Raw genomic sequence first — 20,899 nt, 5'->3', positions numbered from 1 at the left:
GCTCGGTGCCGGGCCGTCCGCGGCAGGGGTCAGTCGTCCAGGGCCGGGCCGCAGGCCGCTGCGGCCGTGGCCGCCAGGTGGTCCAGGCCGTGCACGGCGAGCAGCGGGCGGGTGTCGTCGACCACCGCCCAGCAGCCGTCGACCACCTCGTACCGCACGGCCGGCCCGGCGGACAGGTACGACGTCAGCGCGGCGACCAGGCGGTCGACCGCCTCGCTGGTGGTGCCCACGCCGACCGACGCCCGGATGGCGCCGCCCGAGGCCCCGAGGTGCGCGAGCAGCGGGTGGGCGCAGAACCGGCCGTCGCGCACGCCGATGCCGTGCTCGGCGGCGAGGTACGCCGCGACCAGGCCCGGGTCGTGGTCCGGCACCGTGAACGTCAGCACGCCCACCGGCGCCGCCGAGTCGGGCCAGATGCGCGCGATCTCGACGCCGTCGATGCCCGACAGCCCCTCGACCAGGCGCGCCCGCAGCGCCTCCTCGTGCGCCGCGAGGGCACCGGCCGGGAGGGCCGCCAGCTGGTCGCACGCCTCGGCCAGCGCGATCGCGCCGAGCACGTTGGGCGAGCCCGCCTCGTGCCGGGCCGGCGCGGGCTGCCAGATCGTCCGGTCGGCGCGCACGTCGCGCACCGCACCTCCCCCTGCGAGGTACGGCGTGCCACTGTCGAGCCAGTCGCGGCGACCCACGAGGGCCCCCGCGCCGAACGGTGCGTAGGTCTTGTGGCCCGAGAACGCCACGTAGTCGGCGTGCGTCGACGCCAGCGAGAAGCCGCGGTGCGGAACCAGCTGCGCGCCGTCGACCGCCACCCTCGCGCCCGCGGCGTGGGCGAGCGCGACGACCTGGTCGATCGGCAGCGCCTCGCCCGTCACGTTCGACGCGCCCGTCACGGTGACCAGCGCGTACCGCTGGCGGGCGAGCTCGTCGCGCACGGCGTCGAGCGTCGCCGCGACCGTGCCGGCGATCGGCAGGATCGTCGTGCGGTTGCCGTGGCGCTCCGACGACTGGACCCAGGGCAGCAGGTTGGCGTGGTGCTCGACGTCCAGCACCAGCACACGCCCCCCGGCGGGCACGACGCCGGCCAGCAGGTTGAGCGAGTCGGTGGTGTTGCGGGTGACGATCGCGACGTCGTCGGGACGGGCGTCGACGAACCGCGCGATGGTCTGCCGCGCGGACTCGTACAGCGCGGTCGACACCTGGGAGAGGTAGCCCGCCCCGCGGTGCACGGAGGCGTACAGCGGCAGCACCTCGGTCACGCGGGCCGCTACGGCCTCGAGCGCGGGAGCGCTGGCGGCGTAGTCGAGGTTGGCGTAGACGCGCTGGGTGCCGTCCACCAGCGGGACGGTCGTCGTTCCGCCGACGACGGGCAGCAGGGCGCTCACCTCGGTCGCACACGAGAGACGCTCGGCGATGGCAGTCATGGGGTCCTCCGACACGTTCCGGGGGAACACCGTCGACGGTGGGACCCCGCGCTTGCCGAGCCCCGGACGGGACGCGGCCAGGTCGTCACCCGGGGCACCCCGCCGCGGAGGAGGGTTGCCGGCCAGCGAGCCGGGGCTTGACGCTGGCGCTCATGACCTGCAACGAGGGTCCCGGCAGCCCGCCGCGCCTGTCAACGCACCGCGCGGTTCGTCTCGCCTAGCGGGACACCCTGTCCACCAGTTGGAGCCGCGGCATCGCCGCGCGTAGCATCGCCGGCACCATCCAGAGCGGCTGAGAGATCTGGCTCGACGACGCCGCAGCAACCCGCGGGCACCACGTGCCCGGCCGAGGGTGCTACCGCCAGGACCGATGAGACGAGGGCTTTGATGAGCTACGCCGGCGACCTGACCCCCCAGCAGGCCTGGGACCTCCTGACGTCCGACGAGACCGCCGTGCTCGTCGACGTCCGCACGGACGCCGAGTGGCGGTACGTCGGCATCCCGGACGCCGCGGCGCTCGACGGCCGCGCGGCGCTGGTCGAGTGGGTGTCGTACCCGTCGGGACGGCCCAACCCGCAGTTCCTCAAGCAGCTCGCCGACGCCGGCGTCACGTCCGGCCGACCCGTGGTGTTCCTGTGCCGCTCGGGCGTGCGGTCCATCGCCGCCGCGCAGGCCGCCACCGCCGCGGGCCTGGGTCCCGCGTACAACGTGCTCGAGGGCTTCGAGGGCGACGTCGGCCCCGACGGCCACCGCGGCCACTCGGGCTGGCGCGCCGCCGGCCTCCCGTGGCGGCAGGCGTGAGCCCCCGGCGCGTCCCCGGCCCGGCCGACTGGGACGACCGCCGAGCGCCGCGCACCGACCTGCGGCCCGACACCCTCGCCGTCCGCGGCGGGCTGGTGCGCTCGCAGTTCCAGGAGACGTCCGAGGCGCTGTTCCTCACGCAGGGCTACGTCTACGACGCCGCCGCCGAGGCCGAGGCCGCGTTCGCCGGCGAGGCCGATCGCTTCCTCTACTCGCGCTACGGCAACCCGACGGTGTCGACGTTCGAGGAGCGCCTGCGGCTGCTCGAGGGCGCCGAGGCCGCGTTCGCCACGGCGTCCGGCATGTCGGCGGTCTTCACGTCGATCGCCGCGATCGTGCAGTCGGGCTCGCGCATCGTGTCCGCGCGGGCGCTGTTCGGGTCCACCGTCGTGATCTTCGAGGAGATCCTGGCCAAGTGGGGCGTCCGCACCGACTACGTCGACGGGCACGAGCTCGGGCAGTGGGAGGAGGCGCTCTCGACGCCGGCCGACGTCGTGTTCTTCGAGACGCCGTCCAACCCCATGCAGGACCTCGTCGACATCGCGGCCGTGAGCCGGCTGGCGCACGCGGCGGGCGCCACCGTCATCGTCGACAACGTGTTCGCCACGCCCGTGCTCTCCCGGCCGCTCGAGCTGGGTGCGGACGTGATCGTGTACTCGGCGACCAAGCACATCGACGGGCAGGGGCGCGTGCTCGGCGGCGCGATCCTGGGCACGGACGAGTACATCCACGGTCCGGTGCAGACGCTGATCCGGAACACCGGACCGTCGCTGTCGGCGTTCAACGCGTGGGTGCTGCTCAAGGGGCTGGAGACGCTGTCGCTGCGCGTCCGGCACCAGACGGCGTCGGCCCTGCAGATCGCGTCGTGGCTCGAGCAGCAGCCCGGCGTCTCGCTCGTGCGCTACCCGTACCTGCCGTCCCACCCGCAGCACCAGCTGGCGCTCGCACAGCAGTCCGGCGGCGGCACGGTGGTGACCTTCAACCTCGCGGTGCCCGAGGGCACCCAGCCCGACGTCGCCAAGAAGGCCACGTTCGGCGTGCTCGACGCGCTGCGGATCGTCGACATCTCGAACAACCTGGGCGACGCCAAGTCGATGGTCACGCACCCCGCGACGACCACGCACCGCAAGCTCGGGCCCGAGGGCCGCGCGGCCGTGGGCATCGCGGAGACGACGGTCCGGCTGTCGGTCGGTCTCGAGGACCCGGCGGACCTCGTCGACGACCTGACGCAGGCGCTCGACACACTCGCCGGCTGACGCCTCCCCGATCCGGTCGGCCCGGCGCGGAACACTGACCGCATGAGCCCGTCGTCGTCGCTGGTCCGCCTGCTCGTCGGGGTGCTCGCCGGGATCGTCGTCGGCTCGGTCATCGGGTGGACCTCGCCGGTCGCCGCGGTGCTGGCCGGCTGGGCGACCGTGGCCGCGGTCTTCGTCGTGTGGACCTGGATCGTGGTCGGCCCGATGGGTCCCGACGACACCGCGTCGCACGCCACGCGCGAGGAGCCCACCCGGTTCGGGGCCCACGCCGTGGTCATCGCGGCGGCGCTCGTGACCCTAGTCGGCGTGGTGCTCGTGCTGGTCGACAAGGAGATCGGCCAGCTCCTGCCGACGATCGCGGTGCTCTCCAGCGTGCTGGCCTCGTGGGCGGCGATCCACACCGTGTTCGCGCTGCGCTACGCGCGGATGTTCCTGACGGACGGCGCCGGCGGGATCGACTTCCACATGACGGAGGCGCCGCGGTACAGCGACTTCGCCTACGTCGCGGTGACCGTGGGCATGAGCTTCGCCATCTCGGACACCGACCTCGGGTCGTCGTCCATGCGGCGGACGGCGCTGGTGCACGCGCTGCTCAGCTACCTGTTCGGCACCGTGATCATCGCGCTGCTGGTGAACCTCGTCGCGTCGATGTGACCGCTCAGAGCCGGACGGTCTCGTTCTCGCCGCCGTCGTAGCGCTCGCCGGTGACCTTGGCCTTGACCAGGCTGAACGCCGTCGTCAGCCGGCCGCCCTTGGCGTGCCAGTACTCCGCGGTCTCGCCGTGCAGCACGACCAGGACGACGCCGGGGGTCTCGGGACCGTCGGGGAACCAGGCCTCGGCCGACGTGCCCCAGAGCTCCTTGATCTTGGCGAGGTCACGGACCACCTCGGCGCGACCCGAGACCGAGACCCAGGCCGTCGAGTCCGCGAACGCCGCGTTGGCGGGGCTGCCTCCCTCGACCTCGTGCACCTTGTGGCTGCCCTCCTCGGCGAAGAACCACAGGTCGCCGTCGAAGTCCACGTCCTGCACCCCCATGGGCCGGCTCACGAGCGAACCGTCCCCCGACACCGTGGTGAGCATCGCGATCCTCGCCTCCTTGATCAGGCGCGCGACCTTGGCCTGCTCGTCCTCGTTCGTCATGCGTTCCTCCTCGGGCGTGCGCGCGGGGCTGCTGACCGCGGGCGGCCCGGCCACCGTAGGCAGGTCCGCGGGGTGCCGCATGTCGGCGGCGCGCGGCATGCTCGGTCCATGACGGACAGCGACTACGACGCGATCGCCGACGACCTGGTCGCCCGCGGCGCCACCCGCGCGCAGATGATGGGTCACCCGATCCTCAAGGTGGGGTCGACATGTTCGCCGGGCACACCGGCGGCGACCGGCTGGTGGTCAAGCTGGGCCGGGACAGCGCCGAGCACGCCGAGGCGCTGGCGCTGCCCGGCGCCACGGTCTGGTCACCGGGCGACTCCGGCCGCCTCTTCTACGACTGGGTGGCGCTGCCCGCCTCGCAGGAGGACGAGTGGATGCGGTTCGCCGAGATCGCGAGGCGGCGGGCCGCCGGCGGCTAGCGCACCCACTTCTCCCCGGCCTCGACCGCGACCGTCAGCACGTTCTCGGGCGGCGGGACCGGGCACGTCGCGAACTGCGTCAGGCCGCAGGGCAGGTTGGCCGCCCGGTTGAGGTCGAGCGTCACCGTGCCGTCGTCGGCCACGGGCCCGAGCGCCAGGGTGCGCGACGCGGGGTAGGTGGTGACCCCGCTGGTCGCGTCCCGGAAGAGCACGCTGAGCCCGCGGGCGCCACCGTCGAAGACGACGAGCGACTGCGGGATCCCGGCCACCTCGAAGTGCACGGTGCCGACGGCCGTGTGGTGGTGCTCCAGTCCGTCGACGACCGCGCCCGTGGTGACCGTCCGGGTCTCGGCGAACCGGTCGAGCCGGCCCGTCAGCACCCACTCCTGCGACGGCGCGTACGCCGGGATGCCCTCGAAGGCGGCGAGCTGCGGGGCGGCCGGGTCGTGCACCCGGACGATCGCGTGCCCGGTGCGGCGGGCGACCTCGAGCAGGAGGTCGCCCGCCCGCACCTGCAGGCCCGGCGCACCCTCGACCGGGTCGAGGGTCGCGACGCCGTCGACCACGGAGCCGTCGGGGAGCTCGAGCCCGTCGACGGCCTCCACCCGCACCGGACCGTCCGCGGACCACAGGCCTGGCAGGCCCGCCAGGGCGCGCGGCTCGGCGGACAGCCAGTGCAGGGCGGTGATCGCGACCCAGCCGTGCGGCTGCCGGAAGTACCGCTCGCGCGCGGCGTGCCACTGCTCCCAGTCGGCCACGAAGGCGGAGCGCTCGGTCGTCGTCGTCATCAGCTGGCCCTCACGTCGGCGTCGAGAGTCCGGCCGAAGGCGTCGGCCGGGGGGAGTCCGAGGTGCTCGCGCAGCGTCGAGCCCTCGTACGAGGTGCGGAACGTGCCGCGCTCCTGCAGGAGCGGGACCACGGTGTCGACGAACTCGTCGAGACCGTGCGGCGTCAGGTGCGGCACCAGGATGAAGCCGTCGGAGGCGTCCTCCTGCACGTACCGGTCGATCTCGGCGGCCACGTGCTGCGGCGTGCCGACGAACGAGTGGCGGCCGATCACCTGGATCACCAGCTCGCGGATCGAGAGCCCCTTCGCCTCCGACAGCTCGCGCCACTGTCGCGCGATCGCCAGCGGGTCGCGGAAGTGCGAGGCGCGGCCCTGGGTGATCGACGGGGCGTCGACCAGCGGGTCGACGGTCGGGAGCGGGCCGTCGACGTCGTGGTCCGACAGGTCGCGGTTCCAGACCTGCTCGACGAACGCGCGCGCGACGCTGGGCCGGACCTGCTGCAGCTGGATCGCGCGGAGCTTCTCCTCGGCCTCCGCCGCGGTGTCGCCGAGCACGAACGACGCCGCGGGCAGGATCAGCAGGTCCTCCGGGCGGCGGCCGTACGCGGCGAGGCGGCCCTTGACGTCGGTGTAGAACGCCTGGCCGTCCGCGAGCTCGCTGTGGCGGGAGAACACCGCGTCGGCCACCCGCGCGGCGAGCTCCCGGCCGCCGTCGGAGTCGCCCGCCTGGAGGATGACGGGGTGGCCCTGCGGCGGGCGCGGGACCGTCGGGACGGCCTCGATGTCCACCAGGCGGCCGCCCGTGCGGACGGTGCCCAGCGAGCCGGGCCGGACGAACTCGCCGGTCGCGGCGTCGGCCACGATCGCGTCGGGTGCCCAGGCGTCCCACAGGGCCCGGGCGGCCTCGACCACCTCGCGCGCCCGCTCGTAGCGGTCCGGGTAGGCCAGGTAGCCGCCGCGGCGGAAGTTGGCGCCGTGGAAGGCGTCCGAGGACGTCACGACGTTCCACGCCGCCCGGCCGGCCGAGAGGTGGTCGAGCGTCGCGAACTGACGGGCCAGCTCGTACGGGTCGTTGAAGGTCGCGTTGATGGTGCCCGCCAGGCCGACCGTCGTCGTGACGCCGGCCAGGGCCGCCAGGACCGCGTAGGTGTCGGGGCGGCCGACCACGTCCTGGTCGACCAGCCGGCCACGGTGCTCGCGCAGGCGCAGGCCCTCCGCCAGGAAGACGAAGTCGAACAGCCCGCGCTCGGCGGTCGCGGCCAGGTGCTGGAACGACGCGAACGACGACTGGGTGTCGGCGTGGTGGCTCGGGTCGGTCCACACGGTGTGGTGGTTGACGCCGGGGAAGTGCGCGGCGAGGTGGATCTGCTTGGTCATCGGGGGTCCTTAGCGGGCGGCCGCGTAGCGGCTGGCGGGGCGGGGCAGGCCGAGGGAGTCGCGCAGGGTCGTGCCCGGCGCGGCGGGTGCGAGGACCTGCCCGAGCAGCGGGAGGTCGGTCGCCAGCGCGAGCGGACGGAGCGTGAGGCCGTCGGCGCCGGACCGGTCGACCAGGTCCTGGAGAACCGCGGCGGCGGTCCCGGTGCCCGCGACGACCGCGTCGGTCGCCCAGGGCTCGAGCGCGTCGAGGGCCTCGTGGCGGGCGCGGGCGTCGTCGTCGGTCGTGCCGAGCAGGACGTCGACGTCGAGCAGGACGATCACCTCGCGGCCCTCGTCGGCCGCCGCGGCGCGCACGAGGGGGACCGTCGCCTCGTCGGCCACCCGGACGATGTCGGCCCGGCGCGCGGCGACCGCGCGGGCGTGCGGCTCGTCGCCGCGCAGGATGACGACCGGCCGGCCCTGCGGCGAGCGCGGGGTGATCGAGGCGCCCTGCACCGAGAAGAACTCGCCCTCGAACTCGATCGCGTGCACGCGGTCGCGGTCGATGTACCGGTCGGTCTCGGCGTCGAGCACGATCGCGTCGTCCTCCCAGCTGTCCCAGAGCCGGCCGAGCACCTCGAGAACGTCGTCGGCCTCGCGCCACAGCGCCGCCAGGTCGCGCGGCACGCGCTCGTCGTACCGCAGCGCCTCCGCGCCGGCGCTGCTGGCGTCCGCGGGCGCGGCGCCGTCGACCTGCACCGCGCCGCGGCCCAGGCTCACGTGGTCGATCGTCTGGATCTCCTTGCCCACGTGGAACGGCTCGCGGTAGGTGACGGGCACCACGGGGGCCAGGCCGACGCGCTCGGTCAGCGGGCCCAGCAGGGCGGCGACGCCCACCGCGTCGAGGCTGCCGACGAGGGCGCCCGGCCGCTCGACGGGCGGCGCGGCCGAGTCGTCGAGGATCACCAAGGCGGCGCCCGCGGCCTCGGCGGCGCGCGCGAGGCGGACCCAGTGCTGGGCTGCGAACGGGTCGGTGGGGTTCAGGCGCCAGGCGGCGGGGTGGCGGCCCGCGGCCGTCAGCTCGACGGCGACGGGGAACGGGCGGCGGTGCGTGAGGGTCATCGTGTCTTCCGGTCGTCGGGCGCATCGGTCCTGGCGGGAGCACCCGCACCCGGATGGCCGGGGGGTTGCTGCGACGTCGACGAGCCAGGTCTCTCGGTCGCTCGGGATGGCGCGCACAAGGTAGGAAGGGGTCGACCCGATGGCCAGGCCTGGGACCGAAGATCCCGCGATGTGAGACTCAGACGTCCTTCGCGAAGCACAGCGAGAGGAAGTCGTCCGCGTACGGCGCGAACGGGGGCGCGGGGCGGTAGCCGGCCGTGCGGTAGAGCGTGACGGCCTCGGGCTGCCGGATCCCGGTCTGCAGCACGACGCTGGTCAGGCCGTGGGCGCGGGCGTCGTCCTCGATCGCGGCGAGCAGGGCGCGCGCGACGCCGGTGCCGCGGGCCTCGTCGGCCACCCAGACCTTCTTGAGCTCGCCGGAGCCCGCGGGGAACCCGTCGCCGGTGGCCCGCAGCGAGGCGCAGCCCACCGCGTGCCCGTCGATGCGCGCGACGACCGTGGACAGCATGCCGACGCCCGTTTCGGCGTCGTAGCGCTCGTACGACTCGGGCGCCGGGAACTCCGGGTAGCGGACGGCGCCGTCGGCGAACATCTCCTTGCGCAGCGCGGTCGCGTCCGGGTGCTCCCACGGGACGCGCGCCAGCTCGATCGGGGGCCGGGGGGCGGTGCGCCGTTCCCGCGGCTGCTGGTGCAGGTCCTTGGTGAAGCAGCGCGACGACGTCTCGGTGGCGTACTCGCCGAAGTTGTCCATCGAGTGGTAGCCCGCGGACAGGTACAGGCCGATCGCCTGCACCTGCAGGACGCCCGTCTCCAGGACGAGCCGGCGCAGGCCGCGGCCCCGCGCGAGGCGCTCGAGCTCGGTCAGCACCACGCGGGAGTACCCCCGGCCGCGCGCCGCCGGGAGCACGAACATGCGCTTGAGCTCGCCGACGTCGGGACCCAGACCGTCCTCGTCGGAGGCGTCGCGGATCGCTCCGCAGGCCACGGCGTCGCCGTCGACGCGCAGCAGCACCATCGCGAGGATGGTCTCCCCCGTCATCGCGTGGCCGATGTCGTCCTCGCCGTAGAGGTCCTTCAGCTCGGCCTGCTGCGCGGCGCGCAGCCGGACCGCGTCGGGGTGGTCCCAGTCGACGATCTCCAGCACGGTCAGCCGACGAGGGCCTTGAGCACCGACGTGAAGAACCGCAGGCCGTCCGTGCCCGTGCGGGGGCCCTTGGCGCCGTCCGGGCCGAAGCCGGCCTCGACCGCGTGCTCGGGGTGCGGCATCAGGCCGACCACGTTGCCCGCCGCGTTCGAGATGCCCGCGATGCCGCGGCGCGAGCCGTTCGGGTTCCAGCCCTGGTAGCGGAAGACCACGCGGCCCTCGCCCTCGAGCTCGTCGAGCGTGCGCTCGTCCGCGACGTACTGGCCGTCCTGGTTCTTCAGCGGGATCGTGATGTGCTCGCCCGCCGTGTAGTCGCGGGTCCAGGCGGTGTCGACGTTGTCGACCGACAGGACCTGCTCGCGGCACACGAAGTGGAGGTGGTCGTTCTTGATCATCGAGCCCGGCAGCAGGTGCGCCTCGGTGAGCACCTGGAAGCCGTTGCAGATGCCCAGGACCGGGAGGCCCTTGTGCGCGGCGTCGACGATCTCGCCCATCACCGGCGCGAACCGGCTGATGGCACCCGCACGCAGGTAGTCGCCGTAGGAGAAGCCGCCCGGGAGCACCACCGCGTCGACCCCGTGCAGGTCGGCGTCGCCGTGCCAGAGGCTCACGGCCTCCGCGCCCGCGAGCCGGACCGCGCGCGCGGCGTCCCGGTCGTCCAGCGTGCCGGGGAAGGTGACGACGCCGATGCGGGTCATGCCTGCGCGTCCTGCACGTCGGTGTCCTCGTAGACCGCGACGACGTCCTCGATCACCGGGTTGGACAGCACGTGCTCGCCGGCCGCGCGGGCCGCCGCGAGGATCTCCTCGGTCACCGGCCCGTCGACCTCGAGCTCGAACCGCTTGCCCTGGCGGACGGACGCGAACTGGCCGAAGCCGAGCCGCGGCAGGGCGCCGGCGACGGCCTTGCCCTGCGGGTCGAGGATCTCGGGCTTCGGCATGACATCGACGACGACTCGTCCCACGAAAGGGCTCCAGGTGTTCGCGCGGCGGTGGGGGGTCGCGGCGATTCTAGCGAGTGCGTCGCCGGCTTCTGCGCAGGCGTTCAGTCGGTGGGCGCTGGGCGACGAGGGCGTGCCGGCACGTCGGTCGGTGGCTGGCTCGGGGCGGCTCGGGGCGGCTCGGGGCGGCGACGCTAGCGAGCGTCGTTTCGTTTGCCATCGAGCCGCGCATCCACAGATGCACCGATTCGCGTTGAATGTCAGTGGTCAGTCGTACACTTGTTCGATAGCCGGTTCGGGCTTCTGCGGGTGCAGAGGGAGGTGGTCGGGGTGACGGCGGTGCTGGAGCGTCCGCAGGTCGATGACCTCGCCGTGGACTGCCCTGCTCGTCCACCCGTCACCTCGCCTGCGCTGGTGTGGGCGGATTCGGGTCGTGGTGCGCGTCCGGGTGCGGCGCCCGAGCCGATGCCCGGTGCAGCGGTGGTGGACCTGGGTGCGGTGGAGGGGTTCCCGCTGCCGGTGGACCTGGCGGATCTGGTCGCCATGCTGGCCTCGGTGCCGGTCGCGGAGGTCTCGGGGGCGGCGTTGGTGCATGGGGTGGCGGCGTGGCAGCAAGTGATCGCGATGGCCCAAGCGGCCCAGGCGGGGTGGGTACGCGAGCTGGTGGCGCGCACGCCGATGGATCCGTTGGGTCGGGTGGCCGATGAGGTCGCGTGCGCCCTGGTGTGCACCCGCCGGCTGGCCCAGGACCTGGTGCTGCGCGCCGACGCCACCGCCACCCATCTCGTGCTGGCCGACGCGTGGGCGGCCGGGGGCATCGAGGCGCGCAAGATCGACGTGATCCTGACCGAGGCCCAGGCCGGCACCACCCTGGGCAGCGCGGTGCGGGACGCGGTGATCCACGACGCCGTGCAGCGTGCCGGTGACCTGACCGCCCCACAGCTGGCCCGGCACGTGCGCGCCATGGTCCTGGCCGCCGACCCGGACGCGGGCGACAAGCAGCGGGTGGCCGCCCGGGACCGGCGCGGGGTGTTCCTGGACCCGGCCCCGGACGCGATGGCGCGGCTGATCGCCTACCTGCCGGCGGCGGAGGCCACCGCGGCGTTCACCGCGATCGACGCCCTGGCCGGCAACGCTGGCGTGGACGGGGACACCCGCACGGTCGACCAGCGGCGCGCGGACGCGTTCGCGGACGTCTTCACCGGCCTCCTGGATCGGCAGGCCACCCCGGACGGCACCGCGCTACCCCGCCGGCACGGGCAACGGGCCGCCCTGCAGGTCACCGTGGCCGCGTCCACCCTGGCCGGGCTGGACAACCAGCCCGGGTACTTGGGCTCGTACGGGCCGATCCCGGCCCAGCTCGCCCGCGAGCTGGCCCAGGACGCCACCTGGCGACGCATCCTGACCGACCCCACCGGGCAAGCCTGCGCCGTCGACTCCCGCACCTACCGACCCGGCGCCGACCTGACCCGCACCATCATCGCCCGGGACGTGACCTGCACCTTCCCCGGCTGCCGCCAACCCGCCACTCGCTGCGAGATCGACCACCGCACCCCCTACGACCACCACCGGTCATCCGCCGGCACCGACCAAGCAGCCCCCGCAGGCAACCGGTCCACCGACTCGCAGGCACCCGGTCAGGACGACGCGCACGAGCCGCAGACCTGTGCGGCGAACCTGCACGCGCTGTGCAAGCACCACCACCAGGCCAAGACCAAACGCTGGTGGCAGGTCACCTACAACCCCACCACCGGGGTCTCCACCTGGACCGACCGACACGGCCTGACCTACGCCCGCCACCCCACCCCCGTCCTGATCCCCGACCACGCCCTGCACCACCGACCACCCCCACCCCACCCCGGCCACCCACCCTTCTGACACCCACCAGCCAGCGCGGACGCTCCGCCGACAGGAGCGTCCGCCCTCGCCTGCCCTCTCCTCGGGGACGACAGCCGCCCGGCGCCGACCCAACGGCGGCCGGGTATAGGTGGCCTGCCACGCCGTCCGCCCGGCTCGGTGTCGCGTCGGGTCCGCCGCCACGGCGCTCGATCTCCTCGGCGGCGCGACCGGCTCCCAACCGATCCCATCGGGACCGCCAGATTCCGAGCAGTTTCAGCCCCTGTCCCGGTGCGCGGTCCGGAGTGTCGGTGGGCCGGGAGATGATGCGCGCATGAGCTCTGCAGCCCCCTCGACGCGCGGCTGGATCGGCCCGTACCTCCTGCTCGCCGGGCTGTGGGGGTGCAGCTTCCTCTTCATCGCCACGGCGCTGCAGACGTTCGCACCCACGCAGGTGGCGTTCGGGCGGATCGTCGTCGGGTTCGCCATGCTGGCGCTGATCCTGCTGGTCCGGCGCGAGCGGGTGCGGGTCGAGCGCCGTCGGATCGGCGACTTCGTGGTGGTCGGCGCGGTGATGACGGCGATCCCGTTCGTGCTGTTCGCGCTGGCCGAGCAGCGGGTCAGCTCCGTGCTCGCGGGGCTGGTGAACGCCACGACTCCCCTGTTCACGGCGGTGTTCGTCGCGCTCCTGCTGCCCGCCGAGCGCCCGGACCGCGTGCAGGTGGGCGGGCTGGTGATCGGGTTCGGCGGCATCGCGGTGCTGCTCGGCGTGTGGGACTCGGGTGCGATCGACCTGGCCGGCGGGTTCATGCTGCTCGGCGCCACGTTCTGCTACGGGCTGGGCAACGCGTGGAGCCGTCGGCGGCTGACCAGCACGGGGCTGTCGACCGTCGCGCTGCCGGCGATCCAGCTGGCGGTCGGGGCCTTGGTGATCCTGCCGTTCGCAGTCTCGACCCCGCTGACCGGCCCGCTCGCTCCGGCGCCGGCGCTGGCCCTCCTGGCTCTCGGGCTCGGCGGGACGGGCCTGGCGTACGTGCTGTTCTGGCGGGTGCTCGCGATCGCCGGCGCCACCGTCACGGCCAGCGTCACCTACGTGATCCCGCTGGTGTCCACCACCCTCGGCGTGCTCGTGCTGCACGAGGGACTCCACTGGTACGAGCCGGTCGGCGGGGCCGTGGTGCTCGCGGGTGTCGCGCTGACGCAGTGGGGTGCCGCTCGACGCCGGACGGCCGCCGCGACCGCGCTCCAGGCCGAGCAGGAGACGCAGACGACGCAGAAGGCCGAGGCGCCGCTGCGGGGGTGACCGGCGACGGTCAGGGGACGACGACCGTCATCCCCGGCCCGGCGGACCCTGCTCCGAGCGCGACGAGCGCGGCAGGGGCGTCGTCGAGCCCGATAGTGCGTCCGACCAGCCGGGACGGGTCCAGCTCCCCGGAAGCGATCCGCGTCAGCATCGCCGGGTACTCGTGCGCGGCCATGCCGTGGCTGCCGTAGAGCTCGAGCTCCCAGCCGATCACGCGACCCATCGGCAGGGGCGGCGAGGCATCGGCACCCAGGAGCAGACCGACCTGGACGTGCCGCCCACGGCGGCGCAGGGAGAGGATCGACGCGGCCGCCGTCGACCGGCTGCCGAGGGCGTCGAGCGACACGGCGGCCCCGCCGTCGGTGACCGCGCGGACCTGGGCGGCGACGTCGCCGGTCCCGTCGAGCACGACGGACGCACCCATGTCGAGCGCCGCCTGCCGGGCGGCGGGAGCGACGTCGACCGCGACGACCCTCGCGCCGGCGGCGACCGCGATCATCACGGCCGAGAGCCCCACGCCGCCGCACCCGTGGACGGCGACCCAGTCCCCCGGGGCGACGCGGCCGTGGACGGTGACCGCACGGTAGGCCGTGGCGAACCGGCAGCCGAGGCCCGCGGCGGTGACCGGTGACATCCCGGCGGGGAGGCGCACGAGGTTCACGTCGGCGTGGTGCAGGGCGACCAGCTCCGCGAACGAGCCGTCGTCGGTGAACCCCGGCTGGCGCTGCCGCTCGCACACCTGCTGCTCGCCCGCCAGGCACGCGGCGCAGGTGCCGCAGGCGCACACGAACGGCACGGTGACCTCGTCGCCGACGACCCACGAGCGGACGTCGGCGCCGACCTCGACCACGACCCCGGCCAGCTCGTGGCCCGGGACGTGCGGGAGCGTGATGTCGTCGTCGTGCCCCTGCCACCCGTGCCAGTCCGAGCGACAGACTCCGGTCGCCGTGACCCGCAGGACGACGCCGTCGGCGGGACAGGCGGGCGAGGGGACGTCACGCAGCGTCGGGGGGACGCCGAACTTCTCGATCACGACGGCACGCATGGCGCACATCCTCGCCGACGGGACGACGTCGCGACGACCGGCGACGCAAGGTCGGGGCGGCGCGAGCGACCGGCGACGTCAGAGGTCGCGATACGTCCACGCGCCGCCGACGAGCGTCCCCGCCACCGGCATCCCCCGCAGCGGCGCGATCAGCGGGTCGGCGTCGAGGACGACGAGGTCCGCCGGGGCGCCGACGACGGGCACGAGCCCGCGGCCGTCCACCGACGACTCCAGGGCCGCCCGCCGGTCGAGGGCCTGCTCGGGATGCCAGGGCGACCGACCGTCACGCGACCGGGTGACGGCGGCGTCGGCGGCGACCCACGGGTCGAGGGGCGCGACGGGTGCGTCCGAGCCGAGCGCGAGCCGCACGCCGGCCCGGTGCAGGGCACCGAAGGCGAAGGCGCGGTCGGTCCGGCCGGCCCAGTGTCGGTCGGCGACGTCGCGGTCGTCCATCGCGTGCTCGGGCTGCACGCTGGCCACGACGCCGAGGGACGCGAAGCGCTCGACGTCGGCCCACGACACCAGCTGCGCGTGCTCGATCGACCCGGTCGCGCCCGAGGCCGCGAACGCGTCGAGGGCCAGGCTGTTGGCGGCGTCGCCGATCGCGTGGATGGCGCAGCGCAGCCCGTGCCGGGTCGCGTGGGCCATGAGGGGCGCCAGCCGCGAGGGCGGGACGGCCAGGATCCCGCGGGCGTTCGGGCCGGTCGCGCCCGGGTAGGGGTCGTGGCAGTACGCGGTGCGGGTGTTGAGCGAGCCGTCCGTGATGACCTTGAGCGGACCCTGCGTCACCAGCCCGGCGACGGTGTCGCCCGTGTGCAGGTCCTCGCGCACGACCCGGTCGAGGTACTCCTCCCACACGCCGGCGCGGACCCGGAGCCGGCCGGGCCGGTCGGCGGCGCGGCGACGCCAGACGGCGACGTTGTCGGCGATCTCGAGGTCCACGACGCCGACCACGCCGCGGGCGGCCGCCGCTGCGGACGCGTCGTCGACGAGGGCGTCGGCGACGGCGTCGGGAACGTGGTCCACCGCGCCCTGCAGCGGCAGCCACTCGGACTCGCGGAGCAGGCCGGTGGGGTGCGACCCGACGCCGAGGAACCGCAGGCCCGCGGTCGAGACCCACGCGCAGTGCAGGTCGCCGGACACGAGCACGACCGGCACGTCGCCGACGGCGGCGTCGAGCAGCGCGGCGGTCGGCACGTCGGGCCACAGGCCGTCGCGGAAGCCGAAGCCCACGAGGGCGGTGCCGGGAGCCGGCGGCGGTGCCGCGGCGACCAGCGACACGGCGTGCGCGGCAGACGTGGCCGACGAGACGTCGAGACGGCGCCGGGCCAGCGCCCACTGCGTGAGGTGGACGTGGGCGTCCCAGAGCCCGGGCATGAGCCACCGGCCGTCGAGCGGCACGTGCGTCGCCCGCGGGCCCGCGGCGGCGGTCAGGTCGGCACCGACCGCCGCGACCCGGCCGTCCCGGAGCAGGACGTCGACGGGCTGGTCGCCGTCGACGAGGCGCGCCTGGCGCAGCAGGAGCGCGGCAGCCGGGTGAGCGTCGGCGGCGGTCGGTACGGTCCCCATGTGAGCACCGTAGAGGCGGGATACGACCCGACGTTCCTCGGTCCACCGGTGCCGCTCCCGGTGCCGGAGCAGGAGGTGCGCGAGCTGCCGTCCACGCACTTCACCGTGCTGCTCGACCCGGAGCGCCGGCTCGCCGCCGCGACGGCGGTGAACATCGACGGCGCGCGCCTGGTGGACCTCGAGCGCGGCGACGACTGGCACCTCGACCCCCGGGTCCCCGCCGACGAGCAGGCCGGCCCGGAGCTGTACGCGCGCAACGACCTGGACCGCGGGCACCTGGTCCGCCGCCGCGACCCGGTGTGGGGCGACCTCGTCGTGGCGCGCCGGGCGAACCTCGAGACGTTCGCGTACCCCAACGCCGCGCCGCAGGCCTCCGCGTTCAACCAGGGCGAGCTGCTCTGGGTGGGCCTCGAGGACCACGTGCTGGAGTACGCCACGAGCAACCGCAGCCGGCTCTCGGTCTTCACGGGACCGGTCCTCGCCGACGACGACCCGGTCTACCGAGGCGTCGGCATCCCGCGGCTGTTCTGGAAGGTGGCGGCGTGGGCGAGCGGTGACCGGCTGCGCGCGACCGCGTTCGTGCTCGACCAGACGTCCCTGGTCGCGACGATCCGGGCGACGGACGAGGTGCCACCGCTGGGGCCGTTCCGCACGTTCCAGGTGCCGGTCGCGGACGTCGAGCAGCTCACGGGCCTCGACCTCGGGCCCCTGGTGAGCGCGGACGTGCTCGCGCCGGTGGGCGCGCTGGGCGACCGCGAGCGCTGGACGGAGCTGACCGCGCTGGAGCAGATCGCGCTCTAGTGCCGCACGTGCGCGTCGCGGCGCGCCGGCACGACCATGGGCGTCCCCGTCTCGGGGTCGGGCACGACGCGGCACGCCAGCCCGAACACCTCCCGGACCAGCGGCTCGGTGACCACCTCGGACGGGGGACCTTCGGCGACGACCACCCCGGCCTTCATCGCGATCAGGTGGGTGGCGTACCGGGCGGCCTGGTTGAGGTCGTGCAGCACCGCGACGAGCGTGCGCCCCTCCTCGTGCAGCCGGGCGCACAGGTCCATGACCTCGAACTGGTGCGCGATGTCGAGGAACGTGGTCGGCTCGTCGAGCAGCAGCAGGTCGGTCTGCTGGGCCAGGGCCATGGCCAGCCACACCCGCTGGCGCTGACCGCCGGAGAGGTCGGAGACGAACCGGTCGCGCAGGTCGGCCACCTCGGTGGCGGCCAGGGCGTCGGCGACGGCGGCCGCGTCGGCGGCGGACCACTGCCGCAGCAGCCCCTGGTGCGGGTACCGGCCGCGCGCGACCAGGTCGCCCACCGTGATCGCCTCGGGCGCGATGGGGCTCTGCGGGAGCAGCGCCATGCGCCGGGCCACGTCCTTGCTGCGGAGCGAGTCGATGGGCACGCCGTCGAGCAGCACGCGGCCCGCGCGAGGCGCCAGGGTGCGGCCCAGCGCGCGCAGGAGCGTCGACTTGCCGCACCCGTTGGGCCCGATGATGACCGTGAACGACGCGGGCGGGATCTGCACGGACAGGTCCCGGGCGACGACCAGCTGGTCGTAGGCCAGGGTCAGGCCCGCGGCCTCCAGCGGTGGACCGTTCACGCGGCGCTCCTCCTCCACTCGCGGACCAGCAGGACCGCGAGGTACACGCCGCCGAGCGCGGCGGTGACCACTCCGACGGGGTAGACCACGCCGGGCACGGCGTACTGCGCGACCAGGTCGGCGACGACCAGCACGGCCGCGCCGCAGCAGGCCGCGGCCAGGAGACCGGGACCGGTCGACCGGGTCAGGCGGCGCGCGATCTGCGGCGCGGTGAGCGCGACGAACGCGATCGGCCCGCTGACGGTGACCGCCGCGGCCGTGAGCAGCACGCCGACCACGACGGCCCACGTGCGCACCCGGTCGGCCGGGACCCCGACCGACACGGCGACCTCGTCGCCCATCTCGACCAGCTGCATCGGCCGCGTGAGCACCAGCGCGGCCGGGAGCAGCACGAGCAGCGCCGCCACGATGAGCACGACGTCGGCCCAGGACCGCGCGGCGAGGCTCCCGTTGAGGTACGCGGCGACCACCTGGGCGTCCTCGCGGGTCGCCCGGGCGAGCGCCAGCTGCACGAACGCGAGCGACATGGCGCCGACCGCGATGCCGACGACGACCATCCGCAGCGGCGCCCGGAACCCGGCCCCGGACCCGAGGTAGACCGCGAGGATCGCGACCCCGGCGCCGACCAGCGCGCCGACCGGGACGGGCACCACGCCCGGCCACAGCAGCCCGGCGGCAGCCGCACCCGCGGCGGCGCCGGCACCGAGGCCGATCACGTCGGGGCTGCCCAGCGGGTTGCGCGTGACCGACTGGAACATCGCGCCGGCGACCGCGAACGCCGCGCCGGCCGCGGCGCCGACCAGCAGCCGGGGCAGCCGGTTGGTCCAGAGCACCCACTCCTGCACGCGCGAGCCGCTCCCGGCGATCACCGACGGCAGCTCGGCCAGCGGGATCCCGAGCTCCCCGGCGGCCAACGTCACCAGCATGGTGACGACGACGACCGCGAGCGCGACCACGCAGACGACGACGGGGCGGCGGTGCCAGCGCAGCGAGACGACGGGCTCGGCGGCGCGGCCGAGGGTCAGGGTCACAGGGCGACCCTCCCCCGGCGGACGGCCGCGATGAGGAACGGGGCGCCGACGAACGCCGTCACCGCGCCGACGGGCAGCTCGCCGGGCCGCGCGAGCACGCGGCCGAGGACGTCGGCCGCCAGCAGGAGGACCGGGCCGAGCACCAGGCAGTACGGGAGCAGCCAGCGGTGGTCGGAGCCGGTGAACCCGCGCACGACCAGCGGGACGGCCAGGCCGACGAAGGCGATGGGCCCGACGGCGGCGACGGCCGCGGCGCAGAGCAGGGTCGCGCCCGCCGCGCCGAGCAGCCGGGTCCGGCCCGCGCGCAGGCCGAGCGAGGTGGCCGCCTCGTCGCCGAGCGCCAGCGCGTTGAGCGGCCGGGCGAGCAGCAGGCACACGACGAGCCCGACGACGACGAACGGGAGCACGGCGCCCACCGTCGACGGCGGCCGCCCGGCGAGCGACCCGACCACCCAGGACCGGTAGGTGTCGAACACGGTCGGGTTCGCCAGCGTGACGGCCTCGACCAGCGCGACCAGCACCGCGGAGACGGCCGCGCCCGCGAGCACGAGCCGCACGGGCGTGGCTCGTCGGCCCCCCGACCCGACCAGGTACACCGCGACCGCCGCCACCAGCGCACCCGGCACGGCGGCCCACACGGACCGGCCGACGGCACCGCCCAGCAGCGCCGTGGTGACCACGAGCGACGCCGACGCCCCGGCGTTCACGCCGAGCAGCCCGGGGTCGCCCAGCGGGTTGCGCGTGAGCCCCTGGATCACGACGCCGGCCACCGCGAGCGCCGCGCCCACCAGGAGGCCGAGCTGCGTGCGGGGGATCCTCGAGGCGACCACCGTGGACGTGTACGAGCCGTCCGGGTGCCGCCAGGCGGCCCAGACGTCGCCGAGCGGGACGGCCTTCGACCCGACGGCGACGCTCAGGCCGACCACCAGCACCAGCAGCAGCACCGCCGCGACGAGCCCCAGGCCGAGCCCGAACGCGCGGGAGCCCCGCGCGCGGGTGGCGCGCGGGGCTCGGGCGTCGAGGACGGTGGTCACAGGGTGCAGGCTACGGAGCGGTCTTCGCCGCGCCCGCCGTGATGAGCGGCAGGTACGCGTCGAGCGCCCACGGCACGCTCAGCGGCGTCGCCACCGACACGGCCATGCCCAGCTGCGGGTCGAGCATCGGCACGTAGGCCCCCGACGCGAACGCGGGGATCTGCGCCCACAGCGGCTGCGCCTCGGTGGTGGCCTGCTCGTCGGCGCTGTTGAACCACGTGAACAACAGCTGCGCGTCGTCCAGCTGGTCCGCGTTCTCCAGGCCCAGCGTCGCGACGAACGTGCCGGGCGACGCGGTGAGCGACGACACCGAGGGCGCGAGCGTCAGGCCCAGGCCGGTGAGCAGCTCGACGCGGGGGTCGCCGGGCAGGTACACCGAGAGCGCACCGGGCTGGTCGCCGCCGTAGACGTAGGCGAACGTCGTCCCGGCGAGCTCGGGGTGGGCCGCGGCCGCGTCGTCGATCGCCGCCTGGCGCTGGTCGAGCAGCGGCTGCGCCTTCTCCGGCACGCCCAGGGCCTTCGCGGCGAGGGTGACCTGGTCCTCGATCGAGGTCTGCCACGCGTCGCCGGGGTAGGCCACCACGGGGACGAACGCCGAGAGCTGGTCGTACGTGGCCTGGTCGAGGCCCGACTGCGGGGCGAGCACCAGGTCGGGGTCCAGCGCGACGACCGCGTCGACGTCGAGCTCGGGGTACATCGCGATGGTGGTCGGCAGCTCGTCGCCGGCCTTCTCGACGGCCTCGCGGAACCACGGCTGGTACCCGTCGGCGTCGCCGCCCCACGTGTCCGCCTCGATGCCGACGGGCGTGGTGCCCAGCGAGAACGCGATGTCGGCGGCGCCCCAGCCCAGCGTCACCACGCGCTCGGGCTTCGCGGTGATCTCCGCCGTGCCCAGGGCCGAGTCGATGGACACGGGGAATGCGGCTCCGGTCGTGCCCGTCGCGTCCGTGGCCGACGGCGTCGAGCCGCCCGACGCGCCGCCGCAGGCGGTCAGGGTGAGGGCGACGGCCGTCGCGGTGGCCACGAGGGCCGAGAGGCGCGCGATGCGCACGGGGGTGCTCCCATTCGTCAGGGTCGGCCACCCGGCAGAGCC

General features: G+C 74.9%; 21 protein-coding genes and 2 riboswitches. Of the genes, 7 read left to right on the top strand and 14 right to left on the bottom strand.

Annotated features, from left to right (window positions below; translation table 11 throughout):
• Positions 1 to 29: 29 nt before the first annotated feature.
• The gene (locus tag AB5970_RS04720; protein ID WP_370502750.1) at positions 30 to 1,418 is read right to left on the bottom strand and encodes an aminotransferase class V-fold PLP-dependent enzyme; all 1,389 of its coding nucleotides are present in this window, start codon (positions 1,416 to 1,418) and stop codon (positions 30 to 32) included.
• A 43-nt stretch (positions 1,419 to 1,461) separates the two neighbouring features.
• A riboswitch (SAM riboswitch) is annotated at positions 1,462 to 1,576 on the bottom strand.
• A gap of 118 nt (positions 1,577 to 1,694) precedes the next feature.
• Positions 1,695 to 1,795, top strand: a riboswitch (SAM riboswitch).
• Between the two features lie 10 nt (positions 1,796 to 1,805).
• Here AB5970_RS04720 and AB5970_RS04715 point away from each other — a divergent pair.
• From AB5970_RS04715 to AB5970_RS04705, 3 genes are read left to right on the top strand one after another with little or no spacing between them, the layout of a single operon-like run.
• Positions 1,806 to 2,219: a rhodanese-like domain-containing protein gene (locus AB5970_RS04715; RefSeq protein WP_370502749.1), complete on the top strand. Its 414-nt coding sequence runs from the start codon at positions 1,806 to 1,808 to the stop codon at positions 2,217 to 2,219.
• A complete protein-coding gene (locus AB5970_RS04710; RefSeq protein WP_370502748.1) occupies positions 2,216 to 3,475 on the top strand; it encodes an O-succinylhomoserine sulfhydrylase in 1,260 nt (419 codons plus the stop codon). Before AB5970_RS04715 ends, AB5970_RS04710 begins: the two co-directional genes overlap by 4 nt.
• A 42-nt stretch (positions 3,476 to 3,517) precedes the next feature.
• Entirely contained in the window at positions 3,518 to 4,129 is a 612-nt protein-coding gene (locus AB5970_RS04705) for a DUF1345 domain-containing protein (protein ID WP_370502747.1), read from the top strand.
• Positions 4,130 to 4,133: 4 nt separating this feature from the next.
• Here AB5970_RS04705 and AB5970_RS04700 read toward each other — a convergent pair whose 3' ends face one another.
• Positions 4,134 to 4,616 carry a pyridoxamine 5'-phosphate oxidase family protein gene (locus AB5970_RS04700; RefSeq protein ID WP_370502746.1) on the bottom strand — a complete coding sequence of 161 codons (483 nt, stop codon included), beginning with the start codon at positions 4,614 to 4,616 and terminating at the stop codon, positions 4,134 to 4,136.
• Positions 4,617 to 4,825: 209 nt separating this feature from the next.
• Here AB5970_RS04700 and AB5970_RS04695 point away from each other — a divergent pair, with 209 nt between their 5' ends.
• On the top strand, positions 4,826 to 5,041 hold the full coding sequence (locus tag AB5970_RS04695; protein WP_370502745.1) for a hypothetical protein: 216 nt from the start codon (positions 4,826 to 4,828) through the stop codon (positions 5,039 to 5,041).
• Here AB5970_RS04695 and AB5970_RS04690 read toward each other — a convergent pair.
• From AB5970_RS04690 to purS, 6 genes are all read right to left on the bottom strand, one after another.
• On the bottom strand, positions 5,038 to 5,829 hold the full coding sequence (locus AB5970_RS04690; protein ID WP_370502744.1) for a DUF1684 domain-containing protein: 792 nt from the start codon (positions 5,827 to 5,829) through the stop codon (positions 5,038 to 5,040). The two genes, AB5970_RS04695 and AB5970_RS04690, sit on opposite strands and share 4 nt — an antisense overlap.
• Complete coding sequence (locus tag AB5970_RS04685; protein ID WP_370502743.1) at positions 5,829 to 7,205, bottom strand: NtaA/DmoA family FMN-dependent monooxygenase; 1,377 nt, start codon at positions 7,203 to 7,205, stop codon at positions 5,829 to 5,831. Before AB5970_RS04685 ends, AB5970_RS04690 begins: the two co-directional genes overlap by 1 nt.
• A gap of 9 nt (positions 7,206 to 7,214) precedes the next feature.
• On the bottom strand, positions 7,215 to 8,306 hold the full coding sequence (locus AB5970_RS04680; RefSeq protein ID WP_370502742.1) for an LLM class flavin-dependent oxidoreductase: 1,092 nt from the start codon (positions 8,304 to 8,306) through the stop codon (positions 7,215 to 7,217).
• Between the two features lie 178 nt (positions 8,307 to 8,484).
• Complete coding sequence (locus AB5970_RS04675) at positions 8,485 to 9,450, bottom strand: GNAT family N-acetyltransferase (protein WP_370502741.1); 966 nt, start codon at positions 9,448 to 9,450, stop codon at positions 8,485 to 8,487.
• A 2-nt stretch (positions 9,451 to 9,452) separates the two neighbouring features.
• Complete coding sequence (gene purQ / locus AB5970_RS04670; protein WP_370502740.1) at positions 9,453 to 10,148, bottom strand: phosphoribosylformylglycinamidine synthase subunit PurQ; 696 nt, start codon at positions 10,146 to 10,148, stop codon at positions 9,453 to 9,455.
• A complete protein-coding gene (purS, locus tag AB5970_RS04665) occupies positions 10,145 to 10,414 on the bottom strand; it encodes a phosphoribosylformylglycinamidine synthase subunit PurS (RefSeq protein ID WP_370502739.1) in 270 nt (89 codons plus the stop codon). Before purS ends, purQ begins: the two co-directional genes overlap by 4 nt.
• Positions 10,415 to 10,855: 441 nt before the next feature.
• Between purS and AB5970_RS04660 the strand changes: the two genes are divergently transcribed.
• Positions 10,856 to 12,268, top strand: coding sequence for a DUF222 domain-containing protein (locus tag AB5970_RS04660; RefSeq protein WP_370502738.1), 1,413 nt, complete (start codon positions 10,856 to 10,858; stop codon positions 12,266 to 12,268).
• A gap of 292 nt (positions 12,269 to 12,560) precedes the next feature.
• Positions 12,561 to 13,529 (top strand): DMT family transporter, encoded by a 969-nt coding sequence (locus tag AB5970_RS04655; protein WP_370502737.1) that lies wholly within the window; start codon positions 12,561 to 12,563, stop codon positions 13,527 to 13,529.
• 10 nt (positions 13,530 to 13,539) lie between these two features.
• Here AB5970_RS04655 and AB5970_RS04650 read toward each other — a convergent pair whose 3' ends face one another.
• Both AB5970_RS04650 and AB5970_RS04645 read right to left on the bottom strand, forming a co-directional pair.
• Positions 13,540 to 14,574: a zinc-dependent alcohol dehydrogenase family protein gene (locus AB5970_RS04650; protein WP_370502736.1), complete on the bottom strand. Its 1,035-nt coding sequence runs from the start codon at positions 14,572 to 14,574 to the stop codon at positions 13,540 to 13,542.
• Positions 14,575 to 14,652: 78 nt separating this feature from the next.
• Positions 14,653 to 16,143: an amidohydrolase gene (locus AB5970_RS04645; protein WP_370502735.1), complete on the bottom strand. Its 1,491-nt coding sequence runs from the start codon at positions 16,141 to 16,143 to the stop codon at positions 14,653 to 14,655.
• Between AB5970_RS04645 and AB5970_RS04640 the strand changes: the two genes are divergently transcribed.
• Positions 16,144 to 16,944, top strand: a complete 801-nt coding sequence (locus tag AB5970_RS04640; RefSeq protein WP_370502734.1) for a DNA/RNA non-specific endonuclease — start codon at positions 16,144 to 16,146, stop codon at positions 16,942 to 16,944.
• Here the strand turns inward: AB5970_RS04640 and AB5970_RS04635 are convergent.
• The 4 genes from AB5970_RS04635 to AB5970_RS04620 are packed head-to-tail and all read right to left on the bottom strand — an operon-like array spanning position 16,941 to position 20,857.
• Entirely contained in the window at positions 16,941 to 17,741 is an 801-nt protein-coding gene (locus AB5970_RS04635; RefSeq protein ID WP_370502733.1) for an ABC transporter ATP-binding protein, read from the bottom strand. The two genes, AB5970_RS04640 and AB5970_RS04635, sit on opposite strands and share 4 nt — an antisense overlap.
• Complete coding sequence (locus AB5970_RS04630; RefSeq protein ID WP_370502732.1) at positions 17,738 to 18,772, bottom strand: FecCD family ABC transporter permease; 1,035 nt, start codon at positions 18,770 to 18,772, stop codon at positions 17,738 to 17,740. Before AB5970_RS04630 ends, AB5970_RS04635 begins: the two co-directional genes overlap by 4 nt.
• A complete protein-coding gene (locus AB5970_RS04625) occupies positions 18,769 to 19,806 on the bottom strand; it encodes a FecCD family ABC transporter permease (protein ID WP_370502731.1) in 1,038 nt (345 codons plus the stop codon). The genes AB5970_RS04630 and AB5970_RS04625 overlap by 4 nt, the downstream gene beginning before the upstream one ends.
• Before the next feature lie 10 nt (positions 19,807 to 19,816).
• Entirely contained in the window at positions 19,817 to 20,857 is a 1,041-nt protein-coding gene (locus AB5970_RS04620; RefSeq protein WP_370502730.1) for an ABC transporter substrate-binding protein, read from the bottom strand.
• Between the last annotated feature and the right edge of the window lie 42 nt (positions 20,858 to 20,899).

The sequence above is a fragment of the Cellulomonas sp. ICMP 17802 genome, from assembly GCF_041295535.1.
Classification (GTDB): domain Bacteria; phylum Actinomycetota; class Actinomycetes; order Actinomycetales; family Cellulomonadaceae; genus Cellulomonas.
The sequence above is the reverse complement of the archived record's forward strand: the minus strand, read 5'-3'. Positions and strand labels throughout refer to the sequence as shown.

What these genes read in the sequence shown, in the direction of transcription:
- AB5970_RS04720 (WP_370502750.1), bottom strand. Translation starts at nt 1,418, where the DNA reads ATGACTGCCATCGCCGAGCGTCTCTCGTGTGCGACCGAGGTGAGCGCC.
- AB5970_RS04715 (WP_370502749.1), top strand. Translation starts at nt 1,806, where the DNA reads ATGAGCTACGCCGGCGACCTGACCCCCCAGCAGGCCTGGGACCTCCTG.
- AB5970_RS04705 (WP_370502747.1), top strand. Translation starts at nt 3,518, where the DNA reads ATGAGCCCGTCGTCGTCGCTGGTCCGCCTGCTCGTCGGGGTGCTCGCC.
- AB5970_RS04700 (WP_370502746.1), bottom strand. Translation starts at nt 4,616, where the DNA reads ATGACGAACGAGGACGAGCAGGCCAAGGTCGCGCGCCTGATCAAGGAG.
- AB5970_RS04695 (WP_370502745.1), top strand. Translation starts at nt 4,826, where the DNA reads ATGTTCGCCGGGCACACCGGCGGCGACCGGCTGGTGGTCAAGCTGGGC.
- AB5970_RS04690 (WP_370502744.1), bottom strand. Translation starts at nt 5,829, where the DNA reads ATGACGACGACGACCGAGCGCTCCGCCTTCGTGGCCGACTGGGAGCAG.
- AB5970_RS04685 (WP_370502743.1), bottom strand. Translation starts at nt 7,205, where the DNA reads ATGACCAAGCAGATCCACCTCGCCGCGCACTTCCCCGGCGTCAACCAC.
- AB5970_RS04680 (WP_370502742.1), bottom strand. Translation starts at nt 8,306, where the DNA reads ATGACCCTCACGCACCGCCGCCCGTTCCCCGTCGCCGTCGAGCTGACG.
- purQ (WP_370502740.1), bottom strand. Translation starts at nt 10,148, where the DNA reads ATGACCCGCATCGGCGTCGTCACCTTCCCCGGCACGCTGGACGACCGG.
- AB5970_RS04660 (WP_370502738.1), top strand. Translation starts at nt 10,856, where the DNA reads ATGCCCGGTGCAGCGGTGGTGGACCTGGGTGCGGTGGAGGGGTTCCCG.
- AB5970_RS04655 (WP_370502737.1), top strand. Translation starts at nt 12,561, where the DNA reads ATGAGCTCTGCAGCCCCCTCGACGCGCGGCTGGATCGGCCCGTACCTC.
- AB5970_RS04650 (WP_370502736.1), bottom strand. Translation starts at nt 14,574, where the DNA reads ATGCGTGCCGTCGTGATCGAGAAGTTCGGCGTCCCCCCGACGCTGCGT.
- AB5970_RS04645 (WP_370502735.1), bottom strand. Translation starts at nt 16,143, where the DNA reads ATGGGGACCGTACCGACCGCCGCCGACGCTCACCCGGCTGCCGCGCTC.